The organism is Haloterrigena salina JCM 13891 (assembly GCF_000337495.1).
GTDB classification, from domain to species: domain Archaea; phylum Halobacteriota; class Halobacteria; order Halobacteriales; family Natrialbaceae; genus Haloterrigena; species Haloterrigena salina.
Genome location: NZ_AOIS01000037.1, coordinates 343,991 through 368,680, shown reverse-complemented (window position 1 = coordinate 368,680; position 24,690 = coordinate 343,991). Strand labels below are relative to the sequence as shown.

Genomic DNA, 24,690 nt, shown 5'->3' with positions numbered 1-24,690 from the left:
ACAGGACGTTCCCATCAGGCGTCGTCCATTCGAAGGCACTGCGGATGCGGCCGTCCCTCAGCGGCCACTCGAGGTTGTCTTTCGAAGCACCATTAGTACCGTCGTACTCGAGGTTGTTATTTCTCTGGACAGGACCCCACCAAAACGCATTGATGGCCCCTTCGTCCTGGTTGTCAGTAGACAGTTCTGCTTGCTTAATGGTGATCGTACTGCCGTCGGGGAGCGTGTGCTGTCTCTCGCGGAAGAACGCCTCACCGTGTGCAGCGTAGATGTTAGTCGTGCTCGTTTGCATGTACGTCGAACCATACGGCGTCACGTCCGGAATCGTCACGTCAGAGTGACTGCGGACGGTCTTCCGCATGTTCTCGAGTTCCTGCACGGACGCATTCCACGACTTGAGGAAGTTTTTGATGACAGTCGTAGCAGACTCTTCAGCAGCAGCGTGCGCCGCGTCAGTGACGGCCTGCTGAGTCTCCTCGTTGTTCAGGGCCTCGATAGCCGCAACCTTGCCATCGCCGTACAGGGAGTGTTCAAACCCTGTTTCGACGATGTTGCGATTATCTACGAAGGTCGACTTGTTGTCGCTGTATCGCTTTCTGGAGGTGGTGTAGAGTTCGTTCTTAAGCACCTCAGGCGCCAGGCCTTCGGGAGTCGTGTCCGCGTCATCAGCAGTGACGCCACGGAGTACCCAACCGACGCTGGCACCACCAACAACAGCAGCCGCGCCCGCGACCACAAGCGGCGCCAACGCCTGCGCTCTACCGACCGGGCTAAATTGGGGGACGGCATGTTCACCGACGATCGCCATCCCCCCGAGCGCCGTCCCGGTCGCCGCCGTCCGACGGAAGAAATCGCGACGGGTTAGGCCGTCTTGAGCCATGGGCTGTGGGCTGGGCCGGTCATCCGCCGCCGACATTTACGACCCCCTCCGGGCGAGCATGGCCGCCGCCCCGATCGCCGCGATCGCGACGCCAGCGCCGAAGCCAGGCGAGCCATCCGAGAAGGTGAAGATGCCGCCGATCGAGCCATCAGTCACCGTCACATCGTCGGCCTCCGTGTCGTCGGCCTCCACGATCAGCCGGTAGTCCGTGCCGTCCTCGAGCCCGTCCGCTTCAGTGTACTCGGTGGATGTCGTGTTGCCCTCATCGGCCGCGATCGAGTCGGAGAGCACGACCGTCGCCGTGCTCGGGTCGTCGTCGTACTCGGTCGCGTTGTAGAACGTCACCGACGCGCTCGCGTTTGCCGGGTCCGAAATCGAATCGTTCCAGGCGACATCCACGGTCACGTTCGAATCGTTCGAGAACGATACGGATTCGTTCGCCATTTCGGTCGTCGCCGCGCCGCCGATCGCCGCGAAGCCGACGATACCGANCACGTTCGAATCGTTCGAGAACGATACGGATTCGTTCGCCATTTCGGTCGTCGCCGCGCCGCCGATCGCCGCGAAGCCGACGATACCGATAGTCAACAGAGCCAGTCCAACAACCGCCTGTGTGTAGTTCGAAAATTGCATTGTGAAGTCCTCTCTGCGTTATTTGTACGCGATAACGTAGAACGCGGCCGCGTTCAGGATGACTGTGACCCAGCCGATGTACCACATCGACTCGAGAGCCACCGAGACGGCCGGCACGAGCGAACTCAGGATGTTGAGGATGACCGCGAGCAAGACCACGACGGTCTCGACATCGGTCCAGTCCTCCGGCGTGCTTTCGTTCGTGAGCCACGCAACGACGAGAATCCCCATCGAGAGGATGAAGGCGTACGTGACCTCCGTACCGTGGGCCGCGTAGATGGGCGCTGCGAGCGACATGTTGAACGGCGCGAATAGTTCGAGNGAGAGGATGAAGGCGTACGTGACCTCCGTACCGTGGGCCGCGTAGATGGGCGCTGCGAGCGACATGTTGAACGGCGCGAATAGTTCGAGTGTCCCGACCGCGCCGACCGAGATCGACGCGAGAACGAATAGCGGGGCGAGAATCGAGTCTGTCAGGTCTATTCCGTCTTCCCGACGGACCGTGTCGGGAACCATATTCTGCGGTAGGCTAAGTGCCATACGCAGGTCCGGTTACTCCGCCCCAACGAAAGCGTCAGGAATACCGCCGGAATACCTCGGGGCTCCAGAGGGTCACCAAGTTTTATGAGATGGGGGGTTGCCCGCCGACTATGGCGCTCAATAAACTCCGCCAGTTGGACCAGGATTCAGTCGGGATCACGCTCCCGAAAGACGATGTTCGTATCGAGGGACTTCTCGACGAGAACGGTCNTAAACTCCGCCAGTTGGACCAGGATTCAGTCGGGATCACGCTCCCGAAAGACGATGTTCGTATCGAGGGACTTCTCGACGAGAACGGTCAGCTCCAGGACGATCACCACGTTCATATCCGCCACGTCGGCGACGGCGAATGGAGTGTTGAGTTAGTCGAGGGTCTCGAGCCGTGAGCCAGCACGGTCGAACAAGGTCCTCGAGACTGACCCCGTGGGGTTCCGTCAAGATGTATCGGCGGACCTCGATCTATGCACCTTGCTGTAGGCGATGGACTCGAAAGGTGCATCAAATCGAACCCGNGTGGGGTTCCGTCAAGATGTATCGGCGGACCTCGATCTATGCACCTTGCTGTAGGCGATGGACTCGAAAGGTGCATCAAATCGAACCCGATCCGATCGGTCTCCACGCCGATCGGCGTGACGGGTCAATCCACCTACTTAAAGAACAGACCGGTCGCTCACCCGCGAGCGACGCAAACCGAACCCCCGTGCATACACTTGTTTAAACCATGACCCGACGGACCAGTCTGAAACTTACCNACCCGCGAGCGACGCAAACCGAACCCCCGTGCATACACTTGTTTAAACCATGACCCGACGGACCAGTCTGAAACTTACCGACGAACGCGAACACCAACTTGAGCGCGCCAGCGAACTGATCGCCGCCGACCAACACGATGACCCACCGATGTCTGTTGTGATCGACGCCGCGCTGCAGCATCTGCTCGAGTCGAAAGAGAATATCGACGACGCCCGCGGTGAGTACAATCCCGAGACAATCCAAGCGATCGCNGACGCCGCGCTGCAGCATCTGCTCGAGTCGAAAGAGAATATCGACGACGCCCGCGGTGAGTACAATCCCGAGACAATCCAAGCGATCGCTAATACCTCAGTGATCAGACTTCGATATCGGACTAGCGTCGAAAGTCAGTGGCGATAGAATAGACCGAAATATTATATTCAATATTTCTCTTGTACCTCCTTTCCTATAGTAATCAATACGACGATTAGGGCGTATGAAGCTGCTAATATAAACAGATTCAGATTAAGTAGTCCTACTTCTATCGCTAGAAGCACAGATAACATAAAGATGCTTACCACCATATAATATTTTGAAGGATCAAGATTCAATAGACGTGGTATTTTTGATAGTGAGATACTTTTATTTTGTTCCGCTGTCAGTTCTACGATCCCCCTATCTTTATCGTAGCGAACTAAGCCTACTTCTTCTAGTCTCACTAAATGGGTCTGATAGAGTGCAACATATACTCGTTTACGCTGATCGGTAGAGAGTTTGTTTGGTGATGAAAGGTTATTTTCCTCCACTGCTACTTTCTCCGCTAATTCGCCTACTGTCATTTTTCCATCTTCTTTATTCATTAGACTTTCAAGAACAGTTCTACGTCTTTGATTTTGCAGAACCTGAAAAAATTCATTTTCACTAGAATCATCTGGCATCTCAATATAGCTCAGCAAAGATTCTCTTTTACTCTTTATTGACTGGTACTCTATCTCGTTCCCGATGAAAGCCCCTATAATTCCTGCAAGAAGAATCCCTGTCGTACNAGATTCTCTTTTACTCTTTATTGACTGGTACTCTATCTCGTTCCCGATGAAAGCCCCTATAATTCCTGCAAGAAGAATCCCTGTCGTACCAAATGTAAACCCAATCACGCTACCAATAGTCACCCCCGCCAATGCTCCCCTTCCTGAAGGACTTATCTCGACATTTTTTACTATATTATCTAATCCAGTATCCTCATTTCCATTAAACGAAAGTTCCTCCCTTTGGCTATTCAGAGTTCGATCCTCTGGTTTTCCACCATCTGTCTTAACTGCCTCATCATTGCCATCCATGCTTGCTTGAGAATCAGTTGATTGGTCGTCAAACATCTCTTCAATAACCAATGCTTCATTTATATTTTCTACAACATTCTCGGATTTGTCCTTTATTAGTGAGTCTAGATATATTATACACACAACTAGAGATATAAAGATTAGAACCTCGAATGTTATTAGATACCCAATGTAAGTGGGCGAATCAAGAATTGATGCAAATTGATCTGGAGCAACGACAAGATAGGTGATCAAAGCACCACCTATTCCCCCAAATAGGGACATAAACCCTTTTAATCGATCTGTTCTTAGCATGCCAAATGTATCACTGAATGTGAGTGATAACTAATGGATGAAAAAGTTAGTGATGAGTTTTCTATTCTCGCCTTTCTGGATTGAATTCACCTTCAAGAAACGCTCGTCCTTGTTCACTGATCATATATTTCCCATCCTCAATTTTTTCTGTGTATCCACGAGAGGTGAATTCTCTTAGTCGATTTGAGACATGAGGTCGAGTCATATCGAGGTTGTAGGCGATTATAGAAGGGGACTGAACGATTAGAATTTCGGGATCAGATAATGCCTCTAAAATTCGGTAATCCTCCCGTGACATCCAATTTGGTCGTTCTCGAATAGACACGCTTGGACTCTGGTAGAGTTGATAGCACCATTATATTCACCAATTGAATACCATATCGTCATTCTAGATTAAGGTATCGTAATNTTAGATTTAAGTGGTGTCCGTTCTTGGGCCAGAGCAACGGAAGCCAGACGGACCCGCCGGTACCCGGTCGGGTCCTCGAGAGAAACGCGGACTCGGTGCTTGGGACACCGGCCCGCCTGGCTTCCGTAGACAAGGTACGGAAGCATGTATTCGCGCAACCGCGCGGGGGAAAAGCCCCCCGATCGACCGAAAGAGCCGCGTATCGGCCCACAGCCCACGCTTGTGGAATTGATTTCGGAAATTACCGATTCTGTCAGCACTGTTCTCGAACGGGCGTCATTCACCAATATCAGAATTATCGGAAATTCGGAATCTATATTCAGACGACTAAGTGGAGAGCAANCCGTGGTCCCGTATCAGTGAGACCATGACGAAACTAGCACGCAACCACGGTAAGAGTACCGGACACTGTAATTGTACCAATTCACTCGAGGTGAGTCGATGAGCGACCCCCTTGAGCCGATCACCCCGCGGGAGGCGGTAGAGATGTGGCTCAATCGGCTCCAGTCGACACGGGCCGACGAGACGCTTCAGAGCTATCGTTATCGACTGAAGCCGTTCGTTCAGTGGTGCGACAAAGAGGGAATCGACAACCTGAATGACCTCACGAGCCGCGATGTCTTCCAGTTCGACTCGGCTCGTCGAGCGGAGGGGCTGAAGGTTTCGACGCTGAACAACCAGATCGGGACGCTCAAGCAGTTCATCCAGTTTTGCGAGCGGATCGACGCAGTTCAGCAGGGCCTCCCGGCGAAGATCGAAGTACCGTCGGTGGAGTTAGCCGACCGCGTCAACGACGAGCTGCTATCCGCCGAACGCGCCGAGACGATCCGCGAGAACCTGAATCGGTACGCGCGGGCGTCCCGACGACAGGCGATGTTCGAATTGCTCTGGCACACCGGTTGCCGCCTCGGTGAGCTTCGTGGGCTCGATCTTCGAGACTGCTTTTTCGAAGAGTCCGACCTTGAGCGACTCCGTCACCAGGACGACATCGATCAGGCGGCTCTCGAGGAGGTAGAGGTTCCGTTCGTCTACTTCCGCCATCGGCCGGAGACACCGCTGAAGAACAAACGCGAGGGCGAGCGGCCGGTAGCGATCTCGCAGACAGTCGCCGATCGGATTCAGGAGTACATCGACGTGAATCGCGTCGAGCGACGGGATTCGAACGACCGTCGACCGCTACTGACGACCGAGAAGGGCGACGACGGTAGAGCCTCGAAGTCGAGTATTCGCCGCGAGATTTACATCATGACCCAGCCGTGCCGGTGGGGATCGTGTCCGCACGATCGCGATACGACGAACTGCGAAGCCCTGGAACACACCCTCGAGGCGCGGTGTCCCTCGAGTCGGTCACCGCACCCAATTCGAACGGGTTCGATCACGCACATGCGTGATGAGGGCTGGCCGCCGGAAGTCGTCGCTGAACGAGTAAACGCGACCCCTNCGCACCCAATTCGAACGGGTTCGATCACGCACATGCGTGATGAGGGCTGGCCGCCGGAAGTCGTCGCTGAACGAGTAAACGCGACCCCTGACGTGATCAGGGAGCACTACGACCACCCAGATCCGATCCGGCGGATGCAGTCCCGCCGCGATTTCCTTAGCGAGAGTGATTCCGAATGATTTCCGAAAGTTCCGGAAACAGCCAGTACAACGTACGCAACGGTCGAGTGGATGACCTCGGCGGTCCCACTTCGAATTCTCCAAGTGTTCAACTCTTAGCCGCTCGCACCCTCGAGCCGACCGAAAATCCAATTCTCGGTTTCGGNTTCCGAATGATTTCCGAAAGTTCCGGAAACAGCCAGTACAACGTACGCAACGGTCGAGTGGATGACCTCGGCGGTCCCACTTTTCGCGACGCAAAATGTGACATGGTTCTTCATTGCGAAATTTCGGTTGTCTCACTTTGTTACCACAGCAAACGGTAGAGAGAAGCGACCGCTGTGAGTTAAGGCTATAAATATAATCTTGACGATACCGTGTTTCTCGTCGGTAGAGCAAAACACCTGCAAACTACACTCTGTCGATCTGGACCCCAATTTCGTACGAAAAACATGGAAACCGAAACGCTGCTGAACGTATCTTCAGAGGGATAAACGTCGTATCTCTTCGTTCACAAACTTCTTTAGTCACGCAAAACCGGTGACAGCAGAATCCTGGCTTCAGGCTTTTGCCGTCTGATACAATGGCACAAACTAAACACACCCTTCGCACCGCCCTATTTCTTAAGGATGCTCAGCAGAAATATAGGAGGTGTAGTAAAACGAAGCAGTTATCTATCTAGTCTACTATACCTCAAATTCACCGATAATCGAGGTACTTTCGACTTGACTGTCAAGTGAATCACCAGTTGTGAGACTAGTCTCGCCAGTAAATGCCTGAATCGTGTAGGAACCACTTAGGTTCCCGCTATCACTGTACTCTTGAGATTCACCAGTGCTTGTTAGGATTTTATCTTTATTGACAACCTCACCATCACTGTTGACGAGAGTAATACCGTCAGCATTCCCCATGTCAGTAACACTGATGGTTGCGCTCGAGTTCGACTCGTTCACATCAGAGGTTGCAGCCGCGTTAACACCACCGTCACCCATACTGTCGCCCATATCCAGCACGAACGCTGCGATCACGGCCGCCAGGATGACGGTAATCGCGACCATCAGGATAACACCGATAACGGGCGATACTGCTCGCTCTTCTTCGCTGCCGACCAGCTTGTTTCTGTATTTGCTTAGATCCATTGTTGGATTCGTTCTTGTACGCGCCCGTGAACGGTGAGAACACTTATTCGGGGTAGTGTGGTAGCCACCCATGGCGCTCGAGGGGGGGGGGTTGGCACCAGTCCTCGGCGTCACCGTCCCACCGTGTTCGGGCCTGATGCTACCAGTGCAGTCACCCCATATATAAGTATTCGATAGTGAAACACATCATATTGAAAAACGTTCACGAAAGGCTTTCAGTTGTGATAATCAAGGTGGAACAGAGCGGTTACAGCACCCCCTTGAACCGACGCCGTCTTGCGGTTTTGCGATGCCGAATATTAGTCAATAAAGCTTCTGGCCGATCGGTTCGGCGGACGGAACCGTTCGATTCGTTCGATCCGCGGTGCCCTCGCGCTCGCGCGCACTCGAGCAGCCACTACTCGTAACAAGACTCGATCCAAACTCTCGAGTCGACGGTCACACTCGCGCCCACCGACTCGATCGTGGCGTCCGCTAACGAAACGCACTGACTCCGTGGAAAACGGGTGGACGCGCCCATCCGCACGATCTGACCAGCGGCTGATGGGGGCGCTCCACTCGAGTCGATCCCGGTCGCGGTCCAGGTATCGGCACCGGGATCGATTCGTACAACGGTCGATTCGCTAATAGTTCTGGCGGTTATGACGAATCGTCAATAAGTCCTGAAACGTTTCGGGAGCGATCGCCCGCTACCGTGGCAATTCACTGCTCGTCCCCTCCGGTTCTCGAGTCGGCCCCGACGCTCGAGGCGCGGAATCGGCGAATAGATTCAAGCCCGCCCGGAGGTGACTAGCGATATCGCTGCCATGGCCGCTCCGGTCGACGCACCCGATGACCGCGCCGTCAACCCCCTACTGGGCGTGTTTCTGATCGTCGGGGCCGCGGTCGTCTGCTCGGCCGCGCTCGGAACCGTCCTCATCGGCGTCGATCACGACCTCGAGGGGACATCGCCCCAGGCGACCGTCGAACTCGAGACGGTCGTGACCGACGGTACCGACGGCTTCGTCACGCTCGGCGTCGCCGACCGCTCCGCGGCCGACGCGGTCACGGTGACGGCGACGACGACCGACGGTCGGCGGGCGATCGATGACGGCACCCCGGACGGGACCGCCGAGCTGACCGAACGCCGCGAGGCGGTCGACGACTCGATCACGGTCCGCAAGAACGTCGACCCGGACGCGCCGCGGGACGTCGAACTCCGACTCGTCGCTCGTGCCCACCTCGCGGACGACGCCGCCGTGGTCCTCGATCGGACGGTGGTGATCTGATGTTCGGCCTCGAGGACGCCCTCCCGCCGCGGGTCACGAAGACCACGCTCTACCGCGTCGTCGGCTGGGGGCTGCGCTTGTACGTGCTCACGGTGCTGGTCGTCGGCTGCTACAGCCTCCTCTGGGTTCTCGACCTCGCAGGGCTGGTCTCCGAGTCCTGGCTGTCGACGGTCTGGATCGCCATCGCGGTGATGGGGACCCTGTTTCTCGTCCTCCTGATTCCGCTGTTCTACACCTCGCGGTCGTCGACCCGATAGCGACCGCGCTCGAACTAATCTGACCGAACCACTCCCTCGAGTCCGGATCCGTCTCGAGAAATAGTCCAACCCAAACCGAGCTCGAGAGGAACGGCCGCGGCGACTACGGACGCGGATACGCGGATTCGTCGTCGCTCTCGGCCGTATCCTCGGCGCCTTCGTTGCTATCCGCCGTTTCGGACGGTCGATCCCCGATCACGTCGAACGACTCTCCCCCACAGGAACACGCGGTCCCCGTTCCGATCGGCCGAATCGATCCGTCGGCCTGGATCCGTACCGCGAGGGCGGTACCGCACTGCTGACAGATCGCGACCGATCGGTCTCCCCTGACAGGCATGTCCCGCCGTATTCCGAGGCGTTATTTCAAGATTTCGAAGGGGAGCGCCCGGAGAATCCGTCGAAACCCGTCCGTGCGCCCGATGCCGGTCGCCGCCCCAACAGCGCCGATCCGCCGGGCGATCGGTGCGGTTAGGGTCGTTCGGCGCACACTCACGCGTGATGACGGTCGTCCTCGCCGGCGTCGGTGCCGACACCACGAACCTGGGTGCGCTCGCCCCGCTGTACGACGACGGGCGCTTCGAATACGTGCCGATCCCCGAGAAGAACCCCGACACCGACGAGACCGAAACGCTCGGCTCGTGGGACCTGCGCGCGACCGACGGCACCGCCGCGGACCTCACGAACCGGATCGCCCCCCAACCGATCGGCGACGCCGACCGGACCGTCGCCGGCGACGCCCTCGAGTCGTGGCCCCTGCACCGCGACCCCAACTTCGCGGCGCTGACCTACGGCGAACACCGGACCAGCGGCTACGTCGAACGCCTCCGAGCGCTCGAGCCCGGCGACGTCGTCGGATTTTACACCGGCCTGCGACGTCCCGGCGGCGACCGCGCACACCGCTACCTGATCGGCTACTTCACCGTCGATCGAGTCGACGTCGTCGACCCCGACCAGCCGCGGGCCGACCGCGAGGCGATCCTGGCGGCCCACCCGGACAACGCCCACACGAAACGCGCTCGGGACGGAGACCTCTACCTCGAGAAACCGGTCGTCCTGATCGACGGCCGCGAACCCGGCGGCCTGTTCGACCGCCACCCGATCCGGCTCAGCGACTACTACACCAAACCGGGGAACGAACGATCGCAGTATTACCTGCGCGAGGAGATCGCGACCGAGTGGGCCGTCCGCGCCGGCGGCGAGAACATGATGTACAAGCCCGCCTACCGCTGTGCGCTCTCCGGAGCGGCGTTTCGCCGCCGCGTCGGCCGGCCGGGCGACCGCACGGCCGATCGCGCCCGCCTCGATACCGAGGACGCCGCCGAGACAACCGACTGACCGCCGCCAGACCTAGACGCGCGGCGGCTCGAGCGGGTCGACGTAGGGCTCGAGGTCCGCGAAGTTCGGTCCGGTGGCTACCGCGTCGCTCGAGCGGTCGTAGACCACGACGTCGTGTTCGGCGAGTCGCGGGAGGTGGTTGTGAACCAGCTGGAGAGCGATCCCGTCTCGTTCGCGCACGCATAACTCGGACGTCTCGCGGCTCCAGACCGCGAGCCGTTCGGCGGTGTCGGGGACCGTCGTTCGGTCGACGGCCGAGAGGTGACACAGCAAGTACTCGCGAACCCGATTGGCGAGTAGTGAGTAGACGGTCTCCCGCTCGAGTGACTCAGGCTGGACTGGCATGATAACTGCTACGACGAACCGACTTAGAACAATCATTGTGCCTCACTAGGTAGGGATCGAACAATTGTACTAGCATACCGAACAGTGTCCGAAACGGACCGGTCCGCGAGGCGTCTCGATTCTCCGCCACGAGACGAGTCGAGTTCGACTACCGGCGGGACGACCGGAACCGACGGCGACCGCGCCCGCGCCGCCTCGATCGATCGGTTTCATGTAGTGATACCGCATACTCCCGAGCAGTGACTGACGAGACGGACTCGCGCCACGACCGCATCCGGCACCATCCGACCGCGGGGCCGGGCAACTCGCTCGCCGACTGGACGCGCGCGCGCAACCCGCTCCGGGTCGCGATCTCCTACGTCGCCGTCTGGCTGATTCGAATATCGCCGAGCCTCCGCCTCAAGCGGTGGCTGTTGCGCCGACTCGGCGCCACCGTCGGCCCCGGCGTCTCCTGGGGGCTCGAGGCCACGCCGGACGTCTTCTGGCCCGACCTGATCACCGTCGAACGCGAGGCGATCGTCGGCTACGACGCGACGATCCTTTGCCACGAGTTCCTCCAGGACGAGTACCGCACGGGCGAGGTCGTGATCGGCGAACGCGCGATGATCGGCGCCGGCGCGATCGTCCTTCCGGGCGTCGAGATCGGCGCGAACGCGCGGGTCGCCGCCAACTCGCTCGTCACCCGGGACGTGCCGCCGGAAACGACCGTGGCCGGCGTCCCGGCCGAACCGGTCGGCTCGAGCGCCGCGGACGACGCGAGCGCCGAGACGGCTGGCGATACCGCTGCTGATTCCGGAGTCGACGATAGCGAAACGGGGGACGACGAGACCGAACCCGGAGACGTCGGGGTCGGATCCGCCGACGGGACCGACGCCTGATCGACGGTCGAAGACCAAGAGTCGGATCGGGAGACGCCGGTCACTGGCAGTCCCGTAGCAATTGCGGCGATCGGCGGAAAAAACAGGGGTGAGTCGGATCGAGAGACGTCGATCGAGTCGCTTACAGCGACGACCAGGACTTACGGGCCTCGTTCCAGGAGGTGATGTCCGCGATCCAGCGGGCCGCGATCATCTTCTTGAGGTTCTTCGCGGGGGCGCCGCCGAACGTGTCGACGGGCAGGGAGACGCCAAAGGCCGGCTTGACCTCGTGGGCGACGGCCTTCTCGCCGACGGAGATGACGGTCCCCTTGTCCTCGTGCTCCCAGGTCCGCAGCGGACGGTTCTCGATGGCGCGGGAGATGTTCTCGCCGGCGACCTCGGCGGCCTGCCAGGCGGCCTGGGCGGTCGGCGGTGCGGGCTGGTCGCCCTGGTTGATGATCGCCGAGTCGCCGATGGCGAAGACGCGCTCGTCGGAGGTCTGGAAGTTGGCCTCGGTGTTGAGGCGGTTGTGCTCGTTCTCGAGGTCGGCGTCGTCGAAGGCGTCGCGGCCGGTGATGCCGCCGGTCCAGACGAGGACGTCGTGATCGAGGGGCTCGCCCTCGTCGAACTCGATGTGGTCCTCGGTGGCCTCGGTGATCGGGTCGTCCGTGTGGATCTGGACGCCGGCCTCCTCGAGCAGGTCGCGCAGGGCCTGCTGGATCTCGGGGTCGTTACCGGGGAAGATCTCCTCTAGGGCCTCGACGAGGTGGATCTCGATCGGCGCGCGGTGGTTGTCGCGGAACTCCGCGATCTCGCCGGCGGTCTGGATGCCCGAGAGCCCGGCGCCGCCGATGACGACCTGTGCGGGCTCGCCGCGGGTGGCCTCCTGGCTGGCCTCCTTGACGGCGTCGTGGATCTCGAGGGCGTCGTCGAGACTCTTCAGCGTCAGCGAGTGCTCCTCGAGGCCGGGAATGCCGTAGTAGGCGGTCTGGCTGCCCAGACCGACGAGAACGTAGTCGTATTCGACGTCCTCGCTGTCAGCGAGTTCGACGACCTGATCGTCGACGTCGAGGCCGACGACCTCGTCCTGGATGAACCGGGTCGACGGATCGGCGATCTGGGTGACCGGGAAGGTGATATCCGAGCGGACGTCCGGATCCCGAATGACGCGGTGGGATTCGTGAAGAACCAGATGATAGTCGACGTCAGCGATCCAGGTCAGCCGTGCATTACCCCCGAGCTCCGACTGGAGCTTGTTGATCGCACCGGCACCGGCGTAACCGGCTCCGAGTACGACGACGTTCTCAGTCATATCTCCTATTCCGAAACCCTCCGATACAAAGGTGTTGGAACGTTCATGCACGTGTTAGGTATTCCCATGCAACGTATCGCCGTCGGAAACTATCTCCGAAACGACACCTGTTCAGAGAATTCGGTTTCCGAACGCGCTCGCGGTGAGTTCGGCCGCGATGGTCGCCGTCTCGTTGCCCTCGTCCAGAATCGGATTGACCTCGACGACGTCCATCGACCGGATGATCTCCTCGGCCGCGTGGCGCTCGGAGACGGTCTCGAGTGCGGCGTGAGCTTCCCGGTAGGTGACGCCGCCGCGGACCGGCGTGCCGACCCCCGGCGCAGTCTTGGGATCGACCCAGTCTAAGTCGAGGCTGACGTGAACGCCGTCGGTGCCGTCGGTCGCGACGTCGAGGGCGTCTTCGACGACGGCGGTCATCCCGCGCTCGTCGATGTCGGCCATCGTGTACGCCGTCATCTCGCTGTCGCGGACCAGTTCGCGCTCGCGCTCGTCGATGCTCCGGAGGCCGACGTAGGCGATCGATTCCTCGCGGACGCGCGGCGCGCGGGCCCACGACAGGTCGCCGAAGGCGCCCCGTCCCAGCGTCGCGGCAAGCGGCATTCCGTGGACGTTGCCGCTAGGCGACGTCTTGGGCGTGTTGAGGTCCGCGTGGGCGTCGAACCAGATCGCGCCGAGGTCCGCCTCGCGGGCCGAACCGCGCATCGAACCGATGGCGACCGAGTGGTCCCCGCCCAGCACGAGCGGAAACTCGCCGTCCGCCAGCGTTTCCGCGACTCGTTCTTCCAGCCGTGTACAGACATCCTCGACTTCCCGGAGGAACTTCGCCGTCCCCTCGATCGGTTCGTCGGTGTTGGGATCGCGCTCCTCGGCTCGCGGAATCAAGAGGTCGCCGTCGTCGACGGCGGTGACGCCGGCGTCCGAGAGCCGATCAGCCACCTCGGCGTACCTGATCGCCGATGGTCCCATGTCCACGCCGCGGCGATCCGCCCCGTAGTCCATCGGCGCGCCGATGATTCTGACGGTCGTAGCCATACTCGGCCTTCGTCGCCCGGCGGTTTGACGGTGGCGATAGAGACGGCGACAGCTTTAGGGGTAGACCCGTCTAAATCCGAGCACCATGATGCTGAGCGACGTGATGGAGGACTACCTCAAGACGATCTACCAGCTCCAGCGCGAGACCGACGACCGGATCAAGACGTCGGCCATCGCCGACGAGCTGGACGTCACGTCGCCGACGGTCACCAGCATGCTCGACAAACTCGAGGAGCGGGGGCTCGTCGACCGCGAGAAGTACAGGGGCGTCACCCTGACCGACGAGGGCGAAACCGTCGCCCTCGAGGTCGTCCGTCACCACCGGCTGCTCGAGGCCTACCTCACCGAACACCTCGACTACGACTGGGCGGAGGTCCACGAGGAGGCCGACCGGCTCGAGCACCACATCAGCGAGGACTTCGAGGCCCGCGTTGCGGACGTCCTCGGCGAACCGACGGTCGACCCCCACGGCGCGCCGATCCCCGGCGCCGACCTCGAGCCGCCCGAACGCCCCGATGGCGAATCCGTCACCTCGTTCTCGGCGGGCGACACCGTGATCGTCGAGGAGGTCGCCGACCGCGACGCCGACGTCCTCTCTTACCTCGCCGAACACGGGGTCAGACCCGGCGTCGAACTCAAGATCGTTGAGGTCGCCCCCTTCGGGATGATCACCGCCCGCTCGAGCGACCACGACGCCGACGTCTCTCTGCCCGAGTCCGTCGCCCACCACGTCCGCGTCACCGAGCCGCCGGAACTCGAACAGTAGTCCGTCGTCGCGTTCGTTCGGGGGAACTCGACCCAGATCGTGCTGTTCGTGCCGGCGTTCGCGATCCACAGCGTCACGGAGGGGCCGACGGTCGGCGGCGCGGTCGCGCGGGATCGAACGGTGCCGCCGCAGCGTCACTTCGCCTTTAGTTCCACCTCGAGGCGTAGCTCGCCGCGGGCTGAACCGCCGGACGGATCGGCGAACGCACCCGGCCGTCGATCGCCGAAACAAAACACCTTACTAGGGTGCGTTCGAACGACAGAATTACCGCGTTACTCCCGGCTCACCCGTCGGGTTTAAGGAAATCAATTACGAACAATTCAGTATGTCATCCATCGAACTCACCCCCAGCCAGAAGAAAATCCTCCGTGCATTGACGAATCTGCACAAGGAGTCCGAAGCCGCGATCAAAGGCGAGGATATCGCCGAACAGGTCGACCGCAACCCCGGGACGATCCGTAACCAGATGCAGAGTCTCAAAGCCCTCCAGCTCGTCGAGGGCGTACCCGGACCTAAAGGCGGGTACAAACCCACGGCCTCGGCCTACGAGGCCCTCGAGATCCAGCAGATGGACGACCCGGCCTCGGTCCCGATCGAACACGAGGGCGAACCCATCGACGACGTCATCGTCGAGGAGATCGACCTCTCGAGCGTCCACCACCCCGAACTCTGCCGCGCCGAGATCCACATGCAGGGTTCGATGGGCGAGATCCACGAGGACGACGCCGTCACCGTCGGCCCGACCCCGCTGTCGAAGCTCCTCATCGAGGGCCGCGTCGACGGCAAGGACGACACGAACAACATCCTCATCCTGCGGATCGAAGACATGGTCGCCCCGGCCGAAGAGCCGTCCCACTAACGGCGACCGACGATCGCTCTCGATTTTTCTTCGCTCTCTTCGCGTTCTAGCGGCCCGCCCGCTCGCGTGATATTCTGTCGCACGACGGCGCCTCGAGTCGCGGAGTCGAGACTCTCGACGCTTGCTCGAGCGACGAAAACCAGTGACGGTCGCTATCGCGTCCGACGGGGTCGATACCCGGCCGGGCTACCGGCGGCTGTCAGTTCTCTTCGGCGTCAGTGGGAACGTCGGCATCGTCGTCGACATCGGCATCGGCGTCCGCATCGACGTCGCCCGTCGCGGCCGCCGGGATGTCGTCGACGCTGGCGACCGCGTCGCCGTCCTCGACGTCCATGACGATCACGCCCATCGTGTTGCGCCCGACCGTCGAAATCTCGTCGACGCGCGTCCGGACGATCTGGCCGTCCTCGCTCATCATCACCAGCTGATCGTCGTCGTCGACCGCCTTGACGGCCGTCACGGGACCGTTTCGGTCGCCCGTCTTGATGTCGATCAGTCCCTTGCCGTACCGCGACTGGGTGCGATACTCCGAGAGCCGGGTCCGCTTGCCGTACCCGTTTCGAGTGACGGTCAACAGGGCCTGGCCGTCCGCTTCGTCGGTCGCGACCAGTCCGGCGACCGCGTCGTCGCTCTGGAGCTTGATCCCGTTGACCCCGCGAGCGTTCCGTCCCATCGCGCGAACCTCGTCCTCGTCGAAGCGGATCGTCATGCCGCCCTCGGTGGCGATGACCAGATCCTGCGAGCCGTCGGTGACCTCGACGTCGACGAGCTCGTCGCCCTCCTCGAGATCGGCGGCGATAATCCCCGTCGAGCGGATGTTATCGAACTCATCGCCGGCGGTTCGCTTGACGTAGCCGTGGCGGGTGGCCATCGTCACGAACTCGCCGTCGCCGAAGGCGTCGGTGTCGACGATGGCCGTGATGTCCTCGCCGGGGTCGAGATCGAGGATGTTGACCGCCGACTTGCCGCGGGCGGTCCGGCCCATCTCGGGGATCTCGTAGGTCTTGAGCTGGTAGACTTTGCCCTGATTCGTGAAGCACAGCAGGTAGTCGTGGGTGTTCGCGCGGAACACCGTCGAGACGCGGTCGCCCTCCTTGACGTCCGCGCCGATGATGCCCTTGCCGCCCCGACCCTGGGGGTCGAACTGGTCGATGGGCATCCGCTTGACGTAGTCGTCCTCGGTCATGACGACGAAGACCTCCTCCTCGGGGATGAGGTCCTCGTGGGTGACCGTCCCCTGATCCTCGACGATCGAGGTGCGCCGCTCGTCGCCGTACTCGTCTTTGATCTCGCGGAGTTCGTCCTTGATGACCGACAGCAGCTCTTCCTCGCTCTCGAGGATCGCGTTCAGGCGTTCGATCTCGGCCTGGACCTCCTCGTACTCCTCTTCGATCTCGGTGGTCTCCATCGAGGTGAGGCTCCCGAGTTGCATCCGGACGATGTGATCGGCCTGATCCGTGGAGAAGTCGTAGGCGTCCTGTAAGTTCTCCTTCGCGTCCGACCGCGTCTCGCTGTTGCGGATCAGTTCGACGACGTCGTCGGCGTTCTCGACGGCGGTCAGCCGCCCCTCGAGGATGTGGGCTCGGTCCTCGGCCTCCTCGAGGTCGTACTCGCTGCGCCGGCGAACGACCTCGCGGCGGTGGGCGACGTACTCCTCTAAGGTCTCCTTCAGCGAGAGCACTCGCGGCTGGCCGTCGACCAGCGCGAGGTTGATGACGCCGAAGGTTCGCTCTAAGTGGTTCTCGAGCAGGCGGTTCTTGACGACCTCGCTGTTGGCGCCGCGCTTGAGTTCGATGACGATGCGGACGCCGTCGCGGTCGGACTCGTCGCGCAGGTCGGAGATTCCCTCGAGTTCGCCCTCGTTGACGTCCTCGGCGATGCGCTCGACGAGGCGGGCCTTGTTGGCCTGGAAGGGGAGTTCCGTGACGACGATCCGCTCGCGGCCGTTCTTCCACTCCTCGACCTCGAACTCGGCGCGGACGCGGAGGCGTCCGCGGCCGGTCTTGTAGGCGGAGTAGATGGCGTCGCGGCCGACGATGTTCGCGCCGGTCGGGAAGTCGGGCCCCTTGACGTGCTCCATCAGGTCCTCGACCGTCGCGTCGGGGTCGTCGATCAACTCGATCGTGGCGTCGATGACCTCGCCCAAGTTGTGCGGCGGGATGTTCGTCGACATCCCGACCGCGATCCCGGAGGAGCCGTTCACGAGGAGGTTCGGGAACGCCGCGGGGAGCACGTCGGGCTCCTGCAGGCGGTCGTCGTAGTTCGCCGAGAAGTCGACGGTGTCCTTGTCGATGTCGGAGAGCAGTTCCTCGGAGATCGAGGACATTCGCGCCTCGGTGTACCGCTGGGCGGCGGCCGGATCGCCGTCCATCGAACCGAAGTTCCCCTGGCCGTCAACCAGCGGGTAGCGCATCGAGAAGTCCTGGGCCATCCGAACCAGGGTGTCGTAGATCGCGCTGTCGCCGTGGGGGTGGTAGTCACCCATCGTCTCCCCGACGATCGAGGAGGACTTTCGGTGAGAGGAGCCACTCGAGACGCCCATCTCGTGCATCGCGTAGAGGATGCGCCGGTGGACGGGTTTCAGGCCGTCCTCGACGCGCGGGAGCGCACGACCCGCGATGACGGACATCGCGTAGTCGATGTAGCTCTGCTCCATCTCGTCCTCGATGCGGACGTTCTCTACCGCTCGTGCCTGTACGTCAGTCGGATCGGGTACGTCTGAACTCATGTATCATTGGGTTTCGTTGATTGCGTTGGTTGCGTGAGAGGTTGGTGTCAAGCACTGCCTCCGTGAGAGCGTCCGCTGTGTGGACGCTCGAACGGGCCGACGACCGACCCGGAGAGCGCGGTGCGAAGCACCGCGGAAAGGCGAACGGCCGAAGGCCGTGAGCCGAGCGCGGCTTGCCGCGCGGAGGGGAGGGAGGAGTGCTTTTCATCAAAGTTTTGCCGAGGGTCAGCTTCGCTGACCCGCAGCGCAAAAGTTTGTTAGATATCAATCCATTCCGCCTCCGGCGCGTTGTCCTTGATGAACTGTTTGCGGGGTTCGACGGCGTCGCCCATCAGGACGGAGAACATCTTGTCCGCCGCCGCGGCGTCCTCGATGGTGATCTGTTTGAGGATGCGGTTGTCGGGGTCCATGGTCGTATCCCAGAGCTGTTGGGGGTTCATCTCGCCCAGTCCCTTGAACCGCTGGACCTGCGACGGGTTCCCGTCGCATTTCTCCGCGACGATCTCGTCGCGTTCCTGCTCGGTCATCGCGTCGTAGGTCTCGCCGCGGTAGCGAATCCGGTAGAGGGGCGGCTGGGTCGCGTAGACGTAGCCGCCCTCGAGCAGCGGGCGCATGTGGCGGTAGAAGAACGTCAACAGCAGCGTCCGGATGTGGGCGCCGTCGACGTCGGCGTCGGTCGCCATGATGATCTTCTTGTAGCGGACGTCCTCGACGTCGAACTCGTCGCCGATCCCCGCGCCGATGGCGGTGATCATGTTCCGGATCTCGTCGTTCTCGAGGATCCGGTCGAGCCGGTGTTTCTCGACGTTCAGGATCTTCCCTTTGATGGGGAGGATCGCCTGGAAGTCCGGATTCCGCGCCTGTTTGGCGCTGCCGCCGGCGGAGTCTCCCTCCGCGATGAACAGTTCGGCCTCGTCGGGATCCTTGGTCTGGCAGTCGGCCAGCTTGCCGGGCAAGGACGTGGACTCGAGGGCGGACTTCCGCCGGGTGAGCTCCTCGGCCTTCTGGGCGGCCTTGCGGGCCTTCGCGGCCTCGACGGCCTTGGTGACGATGGCCTGGGCGGTGTCGGGATGTTCCTCGAAGTAGGTGCCCAGCCCCTCGTGCATCGAACTCTCGACGATGCCCCGCACTTCCGAGTTACCGAGTTTCGTCTTCGTCTGCCCCTCGAACTGCGGATCGGGGTGTTTGACCGAGATGACGGCGGTGAGTCCCTCGCGGATGTCCTCGCCCTTGAGGTTGTCCTCTAAGTCGCCGAGCATGTCGTTGTCCTTCGCGTAGTCGTTGACCGTCCGGGTCAGCGCGGTCTTAAAACCGGTGAGGTGAGTCCCGCCCTCGCGGGTGTTGATGTTGTTCGCGAAGGCGTGGATCGAGCCCTGCAGTTCCTCGGTGGCCTGCATCGCGACCTCGACCTGGATGTTCTGCTCTTCGGCCTCGAAGTAGATGACGTCGTCGTGCATCGCCGAGCGCGTCTCGTTTAAGTACTCGACGAACTCGCGGATGCCACCTTGGTACTCGTAGGTCTCCTCGACGGGCGCGTCCTCGTCGTGCAGTTCCGTGCGCTCGTCGCTCAGCGTAATACGTACGCCGGAGTTGAGGAAGGCCAGCTCCCGAAGCCGGTTCGAGAGCGTCGAGAAGGAGAATTCGTCGCCCTCGAAGATGCCCGTGTCGGGCCAGAACCGGATCTGGGTGCCGGTCTCCTCGTCTTCCTCCATGTCGCGGACGCGCTCCATGTCGCCGACGGGTTCGCCCTCCTCGAAGGCGTGACGGAAGACGGAACCGTCGCGTTTCACCTCGGCCTCGAGTCGCTCGGAGAGGGCGTTGACCACGCTCACGCCGACGCCGTGGAGGCCGCCGGAGACCTGGTAGGACTTGTTGTCGAACTTGCCGCCGGCGTGGAGGACCGTGAGAATCACCTCGAGTGCGGGGCGGTCGTACTCGTCGTGTGTGTCGACGGGGATGCCACGGCCGTCGTCGGCGACGCTCACCGATCCGTCGTCGTTGATAGAGACGGTGATGTCGTCGCAGTGACCGGCCAGTGCTTCGTCGATCGAGTTGTCCACCACCTCGTAGACTAGATGGTGAAGACCTCGAGAATCCGTAGAGCCGATGTACATCGCCGGCCGTTTCCGCACGGCCTCCAGGCCTTCGAGGACCTGGATTTGGCCTGCGCCGTACTCGCTTTCCTGGGACATGTAAAACCTGCTTTCGGATAGCCGCCCGGCACTAATAAAAGTCACGTGTACGCGCTCGCGCGCGAGGCAACCACGGGCGGATCGAACTGCGACGACGAGAGAAACCGCCGCGGTCGTCCCTAGATGACCGCGTCGAAGTCGTTGTGACCCTGAATGTCGACGCCCTCGTCCGTGACCGCGGCGAGGAAGACGCCGTTACCGGAGCCGGTGTCGCGCTCGACGGCGCTCTCGATCGCGCGGGCCGCGACCGACTGCGCCTCCTCGAGCGAGAGGCCCTCCTCGTACTCCTGTTCGAGGAGACCGTAGGCGAGTTGCATCCCGGAGCCGGTGACGGTGTAGTCGTCTTCCATCACGCCGCCGGCGGGGTCGATGCTGTAGACGTGGTTGCCCTCCGCGTCGACGCCGCCGAGGATGGGATTAATCGCCCGGAACGGGCCGCCGCGGGCGAAGTTCCCCGCAAGCGTCGCGAGCGCCTCGATAGGCATCGGCTCGCCGCGGCGGGACTCGTAGAGGTTGACCTCGGAGCGCAGCGTTCGGATGAACGACTGGGCGCCGCCGACCGAGCCGACGAGCGTCAGCGCGCCGGTCGGGTGGATCTGCTCGACCTTCTGGACGTTCTTGTTCGNGATGAACGACTGGGCGCCGCCGACCGAGCCGACGAGCGTCAGCGCGCCGGTCGGGTGGATCTGCTCGACCTTCTGGACGTTCTTGTTCGAGACGAACCGGCCGCCGAGGCTGGCGCGCATGTCCGTCGCGATGACGACGCCCTCGTCGGTCGTGATGCCGATCGTCGTCGTCCCGGTCTTGTTGACGGTGTCGCCGTGGTCGTCACCCTGACTGCCGTCGGGGAGCGAGCCCAGTTCGGGCGCGTACGGCGACGGATCGGTTCCCTGCCGGGTCGGCTCTTGACTCCAGTTATTCATCGCTCTCCTCCGCGTCTGGCTGGTCGATCTCCGCGACGATCGACTCGAGTCGCTCCTGGGAGACCGTCTGGAACGTCTCGTCTTCCGTATCGATCGTCGCGAGGTCGACGTTCTCGGCGCTGACCGGCTCGTCATCGGCTGATCCGAGCGCGCGGAGCGCGAGTTCGATGCCGCCGTCGAGGTCGGCGTCCGGTTGGTACTGCTCCTCGAGGAAGTCCTGGATCTCGTTGCGGTTGCTGCCGATGGCGGCGGCCTGCCACTCGTAGTCCGTCCCCGAGGGGTCGGTCTCGAACAGGCGCGGCTCGCCGTCGTCGATACCGCCGACGAGGAGGGCGACGCCGAACGGGCGGGCGCCGCCGGTCTGGGTGTACTCCTGAATGTGATCGGTGACGGCCCGCGTCAGCGTCTCGACGCCGATCGTCTGGCCGTACCGGAGCTGTTCGCCCTGCGCGCGTCGTCGCGCGAGGTCGACGAGCTGGCGCGCGTCGGCCACGTGGCCGGCGCTGGCGATGCCGACGTGGTCGTCGGCCTTGTGGATCTTTTCGACGCTCGAGGGCTCCATGAGCGACGAACTGACCTGCCGGTCTGCTGCGAGCACGACGCCGTCCGGCGTGCGAATACCGACGCTCGCGGTGCCGCGTTTGACGGCCTCGCGAGCGTACTCGACTTGGTAGAGGCGTCCGTCCGGGGAGAAAATCGTGATCCCGCGGTCGTAGGCCTGCTGTTGGGATTGCCCTTGCATTGGTTCTCTGGTCGTGGGAGACCTTCACCTCGGGTAAGGGACCCCCATATATAAGAATTCTTGACACACGGCTTGGAGGTGGCAATTGTCTCTGGTTTCGAGCGAAGCGACGCGGCGGACGACTCGCGGAGTCGCGATTCCGTCGCCGATTCGGCGAGCGAACCGGAAAGATTCGCCGACGACGACCGCCTCGAGACTGGGACGCGGGCGGCGGTCAGTAATCCCCGAGGACGCCCAGCCGTCGCGCGCGCCTCGTCGCCAGCCCGAAGACGGCGTAGCCGAGCGCCAGGTAGCCGACGGCCGTCGCGACGAGGACGGCGAGCGCCGCGGGGTCGAACTCCCAGAGCCGCGTCCCGCTTCTCATCGCCAGCTGGAGCAGCGCGCTCCCCTGAACCAGCGGCAGCGCGGCCAGCCACGGGACGTCGAAGACGGGCGCCGAGATCAGCCCGACGAACGCGAACCCGAGGAGGTTGACGACGCTCGAGATCCGCTTGTACAGGACACTCAAGCCGCCCATGGCCAGCCCGAGGCCGAGCGTCGAGGCGATCGCCAGCGTCGCCACGGGGACGACGGTGACGAGGTGCAGGTCGAGTCGCGTTCCGGTCGCCAACAACATCGCCGCGAGGACGACCGCGGACGTGAGAAACGTCCGGAACACGATCGCCACCGTCTTGGCGAGGACCACCGGCCCGAAGCCGAAGGGCGTCACGAAGTGGCGCTCGAGAGTTCCCCAGCCGGCTTCGGCCTGAATATCGTTGACGATCCCCGAGTACGCGCCGGTCGCCAGCGACCACAGGAAGTAGCCGACGATCAGTCCCTCGAGGGAGTCGGCCATCGCCTGCCCCGCCAGCAGGGTGCCGCCGTACAGCAACATTCCGAAGAACAGCAGGTTGATGAACAGCCGCATGCCCGCGTTGACGGGGTAGCGGATCCAGATCAGCAGATCGCGGACGATCACGGCTCGCAGGAGGTGGTAGTAGCCGCCCGTCCGTCCGGATCGGGAGTCGACGCTCACCGCGTTCCACCCCCGATATCGTCGGTGCCACGTTCCGGGTCCCGATCGTCGCTCCCCGCACCCGTCCCGTCCCCGCCGGTCAGTTCGACGAACGCGTCCTCGAGGTCGGGCTGGACGGTGTCGACCGCCACCAGTTCGAGCCCGTGATCCTCCAGCGCGTCGGTCAGCCGGTAGAACGTCTCGGAATCGGCCGCCACCGCGAACCGCGTCCGGTCCTCGAGGCGCTCGACGTCGGTCACGTCGAAGCGCTCGCGGAGGGCCGCGAGGGTCGACTCGTCGGCGCCGCGAACGGTGAGTCGGTACCCCTGAGTCTCGAAGGCCGCCAACAGGTTCTCGACGGTGTCGTCGACGACGACCCGCCCCTCGTTCATGATGACCACGCGGTCGCAGACGGCCTCGATGACGTCCATGTCGTGACTCGAGACCACCAGCGTCAGGCCGCGCTCGTCGGCGAGCCGGACGAGTTCGCGCCGGAGCGTCAGCGAACTCTCGACGTCGAGCCCCAGCGTCGGTTCGTCGAGGAAGGCCACGGAGACGTCCCCGGCGAGGACGCTCGCGAGGGACACCTTCTGTTTCATCCCACGCGAGAGTTCCCGAACCGGCGTATCGGCCCTGTCGGCGAGGTCGAGTCGCTCCAGCAGTTCCTCGTGGCGGTCGGCGAGCGCGTTCGGGTTCCGGCCGCGAATCGCCGCGAAGTACCGCAGGTTCTCCCGGACGGTGAGTCGCCAGTAGTCGTTGCGCGCCCCCTCGAGCATGGCGTCGACGTGATCGTAGGCCGCTCTGGGGCGGTCGTAGACGTCGATTCCGTGGATCCGAACCGCGCCCTCGTCGGGGAGGAGCAATCCCAGGATTGACTTGATCGTAGTCGTCTTGCCGGCGCCGTTGGGCCCGAGCAGCCCGATCACCTCGCCCGGCGCGACGGAAAAGGAGACGTCCTCGACGGCCGCGACGGCCTTGTCTCCGCTCCCGAACGTCTTCGAGAGCCCTTCGACGGCCAGCGCGGGTTCCTCCCGCTCGCGCGTCGCGGGGTCATCCACTGTTCCCGACTCGAGACCGGCGTCGGTTCCGACGGCGTCGCTGCGGTCGGTCCCGCGGGCGCCCTCGAGATCCGTCGACTCGCTCGTCATTGGCGTGTTGACACGTTCGTAGCTCCGCTGGGGAGAAGACGTTTGTGGTCCGCTCGAGTTCCGGTGAGGGACGCCACCGGCTCGGCGCGGACGGTTGCTATCGCACTGCGCGGTTTATCGTCTGCTCGAGGCGGACGACGCGGCGGCTTCTCGATTCCGCGACGCAGGGTCTTAGAGCGCGATGAGCTGGTAATAGGTGTACGCACACGCGGACGACCGTCCCCGTCGACGACCGGCGGCCGGTTCGCGCGCGGCGGCGTGATAGACCGCCTTCATCTGCCGGCTGGCGACTCTCCTTGCTGGGTGTTCGCAGGTAGAATGAGGCAAACCACGCGGCACGGTTGGAACCGGCGCACGCGACCGCGCTCG

The 24,690-nt window shown here is 62.2% G+C and carries 23 protein-coding genes and 2 pseudogenes; 10 read left to right on the top strand and 15 right to left on the bottom strand.

The genetic code is table 11. The annotated features are described in order from the left end of the window. From C477_RS12415 to C477_RS24825, 3 genes and pseudogenes are all read right to left on the bottom strand, one after another. A pseudogene (locus tag C477_RS12415) lies at positions 1–916 on the bottom strand (hypothetical protein); the annotation flags it as partial. Next, complete coding sequence (locus C477_RS12410; protein ID WP_449404399.1) at positions 917–1,324, bottom strand: PGF-CTERM sorting domain-containing protein; 408 nt, start codon at positions 1,322–1,324, stop codon at positions 917–919. It lies immediately after the preceding pseudogene. Between the two features lie 207 nt (positions 1,325–1,531). Beyond that, positions 1,532–2,053 carry a hypothetical protein gene (locus C477_RS24825; RefSeq protein ID WP_049914508.1) on the bottom strand — a complete coding sequence of 174 codons (522 nt, stop codon included), beginning with the start codon at positions 2,051–2,053 and terminating at the stop codon, positions 1,532–1,534. Between the two features lie 182 nt (positions 2,054–2,235). Between C477_RS24825 and C477_RS12400 the strand changes: the two genes are divergently transcribed. Together C477_RS12400 and C477_RS12395 are read left to right on the top strand one after the other, a co-directional pair. Continuing rightward, positions 2,236–2,439: a hypothetical protein gene (locus C477_RS12400; protein ID WP_049914519.1), complete on the top strand. Its 204-nt coding sequence runs from the start codon at positions 2,236–2,238 to the stop codon at positions 2,437–2,439. A 415-nt stretch (positions 2,440–2,854) separates the two neighbouring features. Next, on the top strand, positions 2,855–3,205 hold the full coding sequence (locus C477_RS12395) for a DUF7386 family protein (protein WP_008894842.1): 351 nt from the start codon (positions 2,855–2,857) through the stop codon (positions 3,203–3,205). Between the two features lie 20 nt (positions 3,206–3,225). Here C477_RS12395 and C477_RS25030 read toward each other — a convergent pair whose 3' ends face one another. Further along, positions 3,226–3,723 carry a DUF7344 domain-containing protein gene (locus C477_RS25030; RefSeq protein ID WP_008894841.1) on the bottom strand — a complete coding sequence of 166 codons (498 nt, stop codon included), beginning with the start codon at positions 3,721–3,723 and terminating at the stop codon, positions 3,226–3,228. A gap of 1,543 nt (positions 3,724–5,266) precedes the next feature. On the opposite strand from C477_RS25030, the gene C477_RS12390 reads away from it, so the two are divergent. Next, the gene (locus C477_RS12390) at positions 5,267–6,445 is read left to right on the top strand and encodes a tyrosine-type recombinase/integrase (protein WP_008894840.1); all 1,179 of its coding nucleotides are present in this window, start codon (positions 5,267–5,269) and stop codon (positions 6,443–6,445) included. Positions 6,446–6,780: 335 nt separating this feature from the next. Continuing rightward, a pseudogene (locus tag C477_RS22925) lies at positions 6,781–7,003 on the top strand (IS6 family transposase); the annotation flags it as partial. 107 nt (positions 7,004–7,110) lie between these two features. On the opposite strand, the gene C477_RS12385 reads toward C477_RS22925, so the two are convergent. After that, complete coding sequence (locus C477_RS12385; protein WP_008894839.1) at positions 7,111–7,563, bottom strand: type IV pilin; 453 nt, start codon at positions 7,561–7,563, stop codon at positions 7,111–7,113. 806 nt (positions 7,564–8,369) lie between these two features. Between C477_RS12385 and C477_RS12380 the strand changes: the two genes are divergently transcribed. Both C477_RS12380 and C477_RS12375 read left to right on the top strand, forming a co-directional pair. Beyond that, on the top strand, positions 8,370–8,831 hold the full coding sequence (locus C477_RS12380) for a hypothetical protein (RefSeq protein WP_008894838.1): 462 nt from the start codon (positions 8,370–8,372) through the stop codon (positions 8,829–8,831). Beyond that, a complete protein-coding gene (locus tag C477_RS12375) occupies positions 8,831–9,088 on the top strand; it encodes a hypothetical protein (RefSeq protein ID WP_008894837.1) in 258 nt (85 codons plus the stop codon). Before C477_RS12380 ends, C477_RS12375 begins: the two co-directional genes overlap by 1 nt. 103 nt (positions 9,089–9,191) lie before the next feature. Here the strand turns inward: C477_RS12375 and C477_RS12370 are convergent, their stop codons facing one another. After that, positions 9,192–9,425, bottom strand: a complete 234-nt coding sequence (locus tag C477_RS12370; RefSeq protein ID WP_008894836.1) for a hypothetical protein — start codon at positions 9,423–9,425, stop codon at positions 9,192–9,194. A gap of 161 nt (positions 9,426–9,586) precedes the next feature. Here C477_RS12370 and C477_RS12365 point away from each other — a divergent pair, with 161 nt between their 5' ends. Further along, positions 9,587–10,423 carry an Nmad3 family putative nucleotide modification protein gene (locus C477_RS12365; protein WP_008894835.1) on the top strand — a complete coding sequence of 279 codons (837 nt, stop codon included), beginning with the start codon at positions 9,587–9,589 and terminating at the stop codon, positions 10,421–10,423. 12 nt (positions 10,424–10,435) lie between these two features. On the opposite strand, the gene C477_RS12360 is transcribed toward C477_RS12365, so the two are convergent. Next, positions 10,436–10,768: a DUF7344 domain-containing protein gene (locus C477_RS12360; protein ID WP_008894834.1), complete on the bottom strand. Its 333-nt coding sequence runs from the start codon at positions 10,766–10,768 to the stop codon at positions 10,436–10,438. Between the two features lie 239 nt (positions 10,769–11,007). On the opposite strand from C477_RS12360, the gene C477_RS12355 reads away from it, so the two are divergent. Further along, a complete protein-coding gene (locus tag C477_RS12355) occupies positions 11,008–11,646 on the top strand; it encodes an acyltransferase (RefSeq protein ID WP_008894833.1) in 639 nt (212 codons plus the stop codon). Between the two features lie 121 nt (positions 11,647–11,767). On the opposite strand, the gene C477_RS12350 is transcribed toward C477_RS12355, so the two are convergent. Both C477_RS12350 and rocF read right to left on the bottom strand, forming a co-directional pair. Beyond that, positions 11,768–12,937 (bottom strand): NAD(P)/FAD-dependent oxidoreductase, encoded by a 1,170-nt coding sequence (locus tag C477_RS12350; protein ID WP_008894832.1) that lies wholly within the window; start codon positions 12,935–12,937, stop codon positions 11,768–11,770. 111 nt (positions 12,938–13,048) lie between these two features. Next, entirely contained in the window at positions 13,049–13,969 is a 921-nt protein-coding gene (gene rocF / locus C477_RS12345; protein WP_008894831.1) for an arginase, read from the bottom strand. A gap of 85 nt (positions 13,970–14,054) precedes the next feature. Here rocF and C477_RS12340 point away from each other — a divergent pair, with 85 nt between their 5' ends. Both C477_RS12340 and C477_RS12335 read left to right on the top strand, forming a co-directional pair. Further along, positions 14,055–14,735, top strand: coding sequence for a metal-dependent transcriptional regulator (locus C477_RS12340; RefSeq protein ID WP_008894830.1), 681 nt, complete (start codon positions 14,055–14,057; stop codon positions 14,733–14,735). Between the two features lie 325 nt (positions 14,736–15,060). Further along, positions 15,061–15,594, top strand: a complete 534-nt coding sequence (locus C477_RS12335) for an Rrf2 family transcriptional regulator (protein WP_008894829.1) — start codon at positions 15,061–15,063, stop codon at positions 15,592–15,594. A gap of 199 nt (positions 15,595–15,793) precedes the next feature. On the opposite strand, the gene gyrA is transcribed toward C477_RS12335, so the two are convergent. The 6 genes from gyrA to C477_RS12305 form a co-directional block, all read right to left on the bottom strand. Continuing rightward, positions 15,794–18,322: a DNA gyrase subunit A gene (gene gyrA, locus C477_RS12330; RefSeq protein ID WP_008894828.1), complete on the bottom strand. Its 2,529-nt coding sequence runs from the start codon at positions 18,320–18,322 to the stop codon at positions 15,794–15,796. A gap of 257 nt (positions 18,323–18,579) precedes the next feature. Then, the gene (gene gyrB, locus C477_RS12325) at positions 18,580–20,514 is read right to left on the bottom strand and encodes a DNA topoisomerase (ATP-hydrolyzing) subunit B (RefSeq protein WP_008894827.1); all 1,935 of its coding nucleotides are present in this window, start codon (positions 20,512–20,514) and stop codon (positions 18,580–18,582) included. A gap of 119 nt (positions 20,515–20,633) precedes the next feature. Next, the gene (locus tag C477_RS12320) at positions 20,634–21,437 is read right to left on the bottom strand and encodes an Ntn hydrolase family protein (RefSeq protein WP_008894826.1); all 804 of its coding nucleotides are present in this window, start codon (positions 21,435–21,437) and stop codon (positions 20,634–20,636) included. After that, the gene (gene psmA, locus C477_RS12315; protein ID WP_008894825.1) at positions 21,430–22,179 is read right to left on the bottom strand and encodes an archaeal proteasome endopeptidase complex subunit alpha; all 750 of its coding nucleotides are present in this window, start codon (positions 22,177–22,179) and stop codon (positions 21,430–21,432) included. The genes C477_RS12320 and psmA overlap by 8 nt, the downstream gene beginning before the upstream one ends. Before the next feature lie 214 nt (positions 22,180–22,393). Further along, on the bottom strand, positions 22,394–23,194 hold the full coding sequence (locus tag C477_RS12310) for an ABC transporter (RefSeq protein WP_008894824.1): 801 nt from the start codon (positions 23,192–23,194) through the stop codon (positions 22,394–22,396). Next, positions 23,191–24,321 (bottom strand): ABC transporter ATP-binding protein, encoded by a 1,131-nt coding sequence (locus C477_RS12305; RefSeq protein ID WP_008894823.1) that lies wholly within the window; start codon positions 24,319–24,321, stop codon positions 23,191–23,193. Before C477_RS12305 ends, C477_RS12310 begins: the two co-directional genes overlap by 4 nt. Positions 24,322–24,690: the final 369 nt, after the last annotated feature.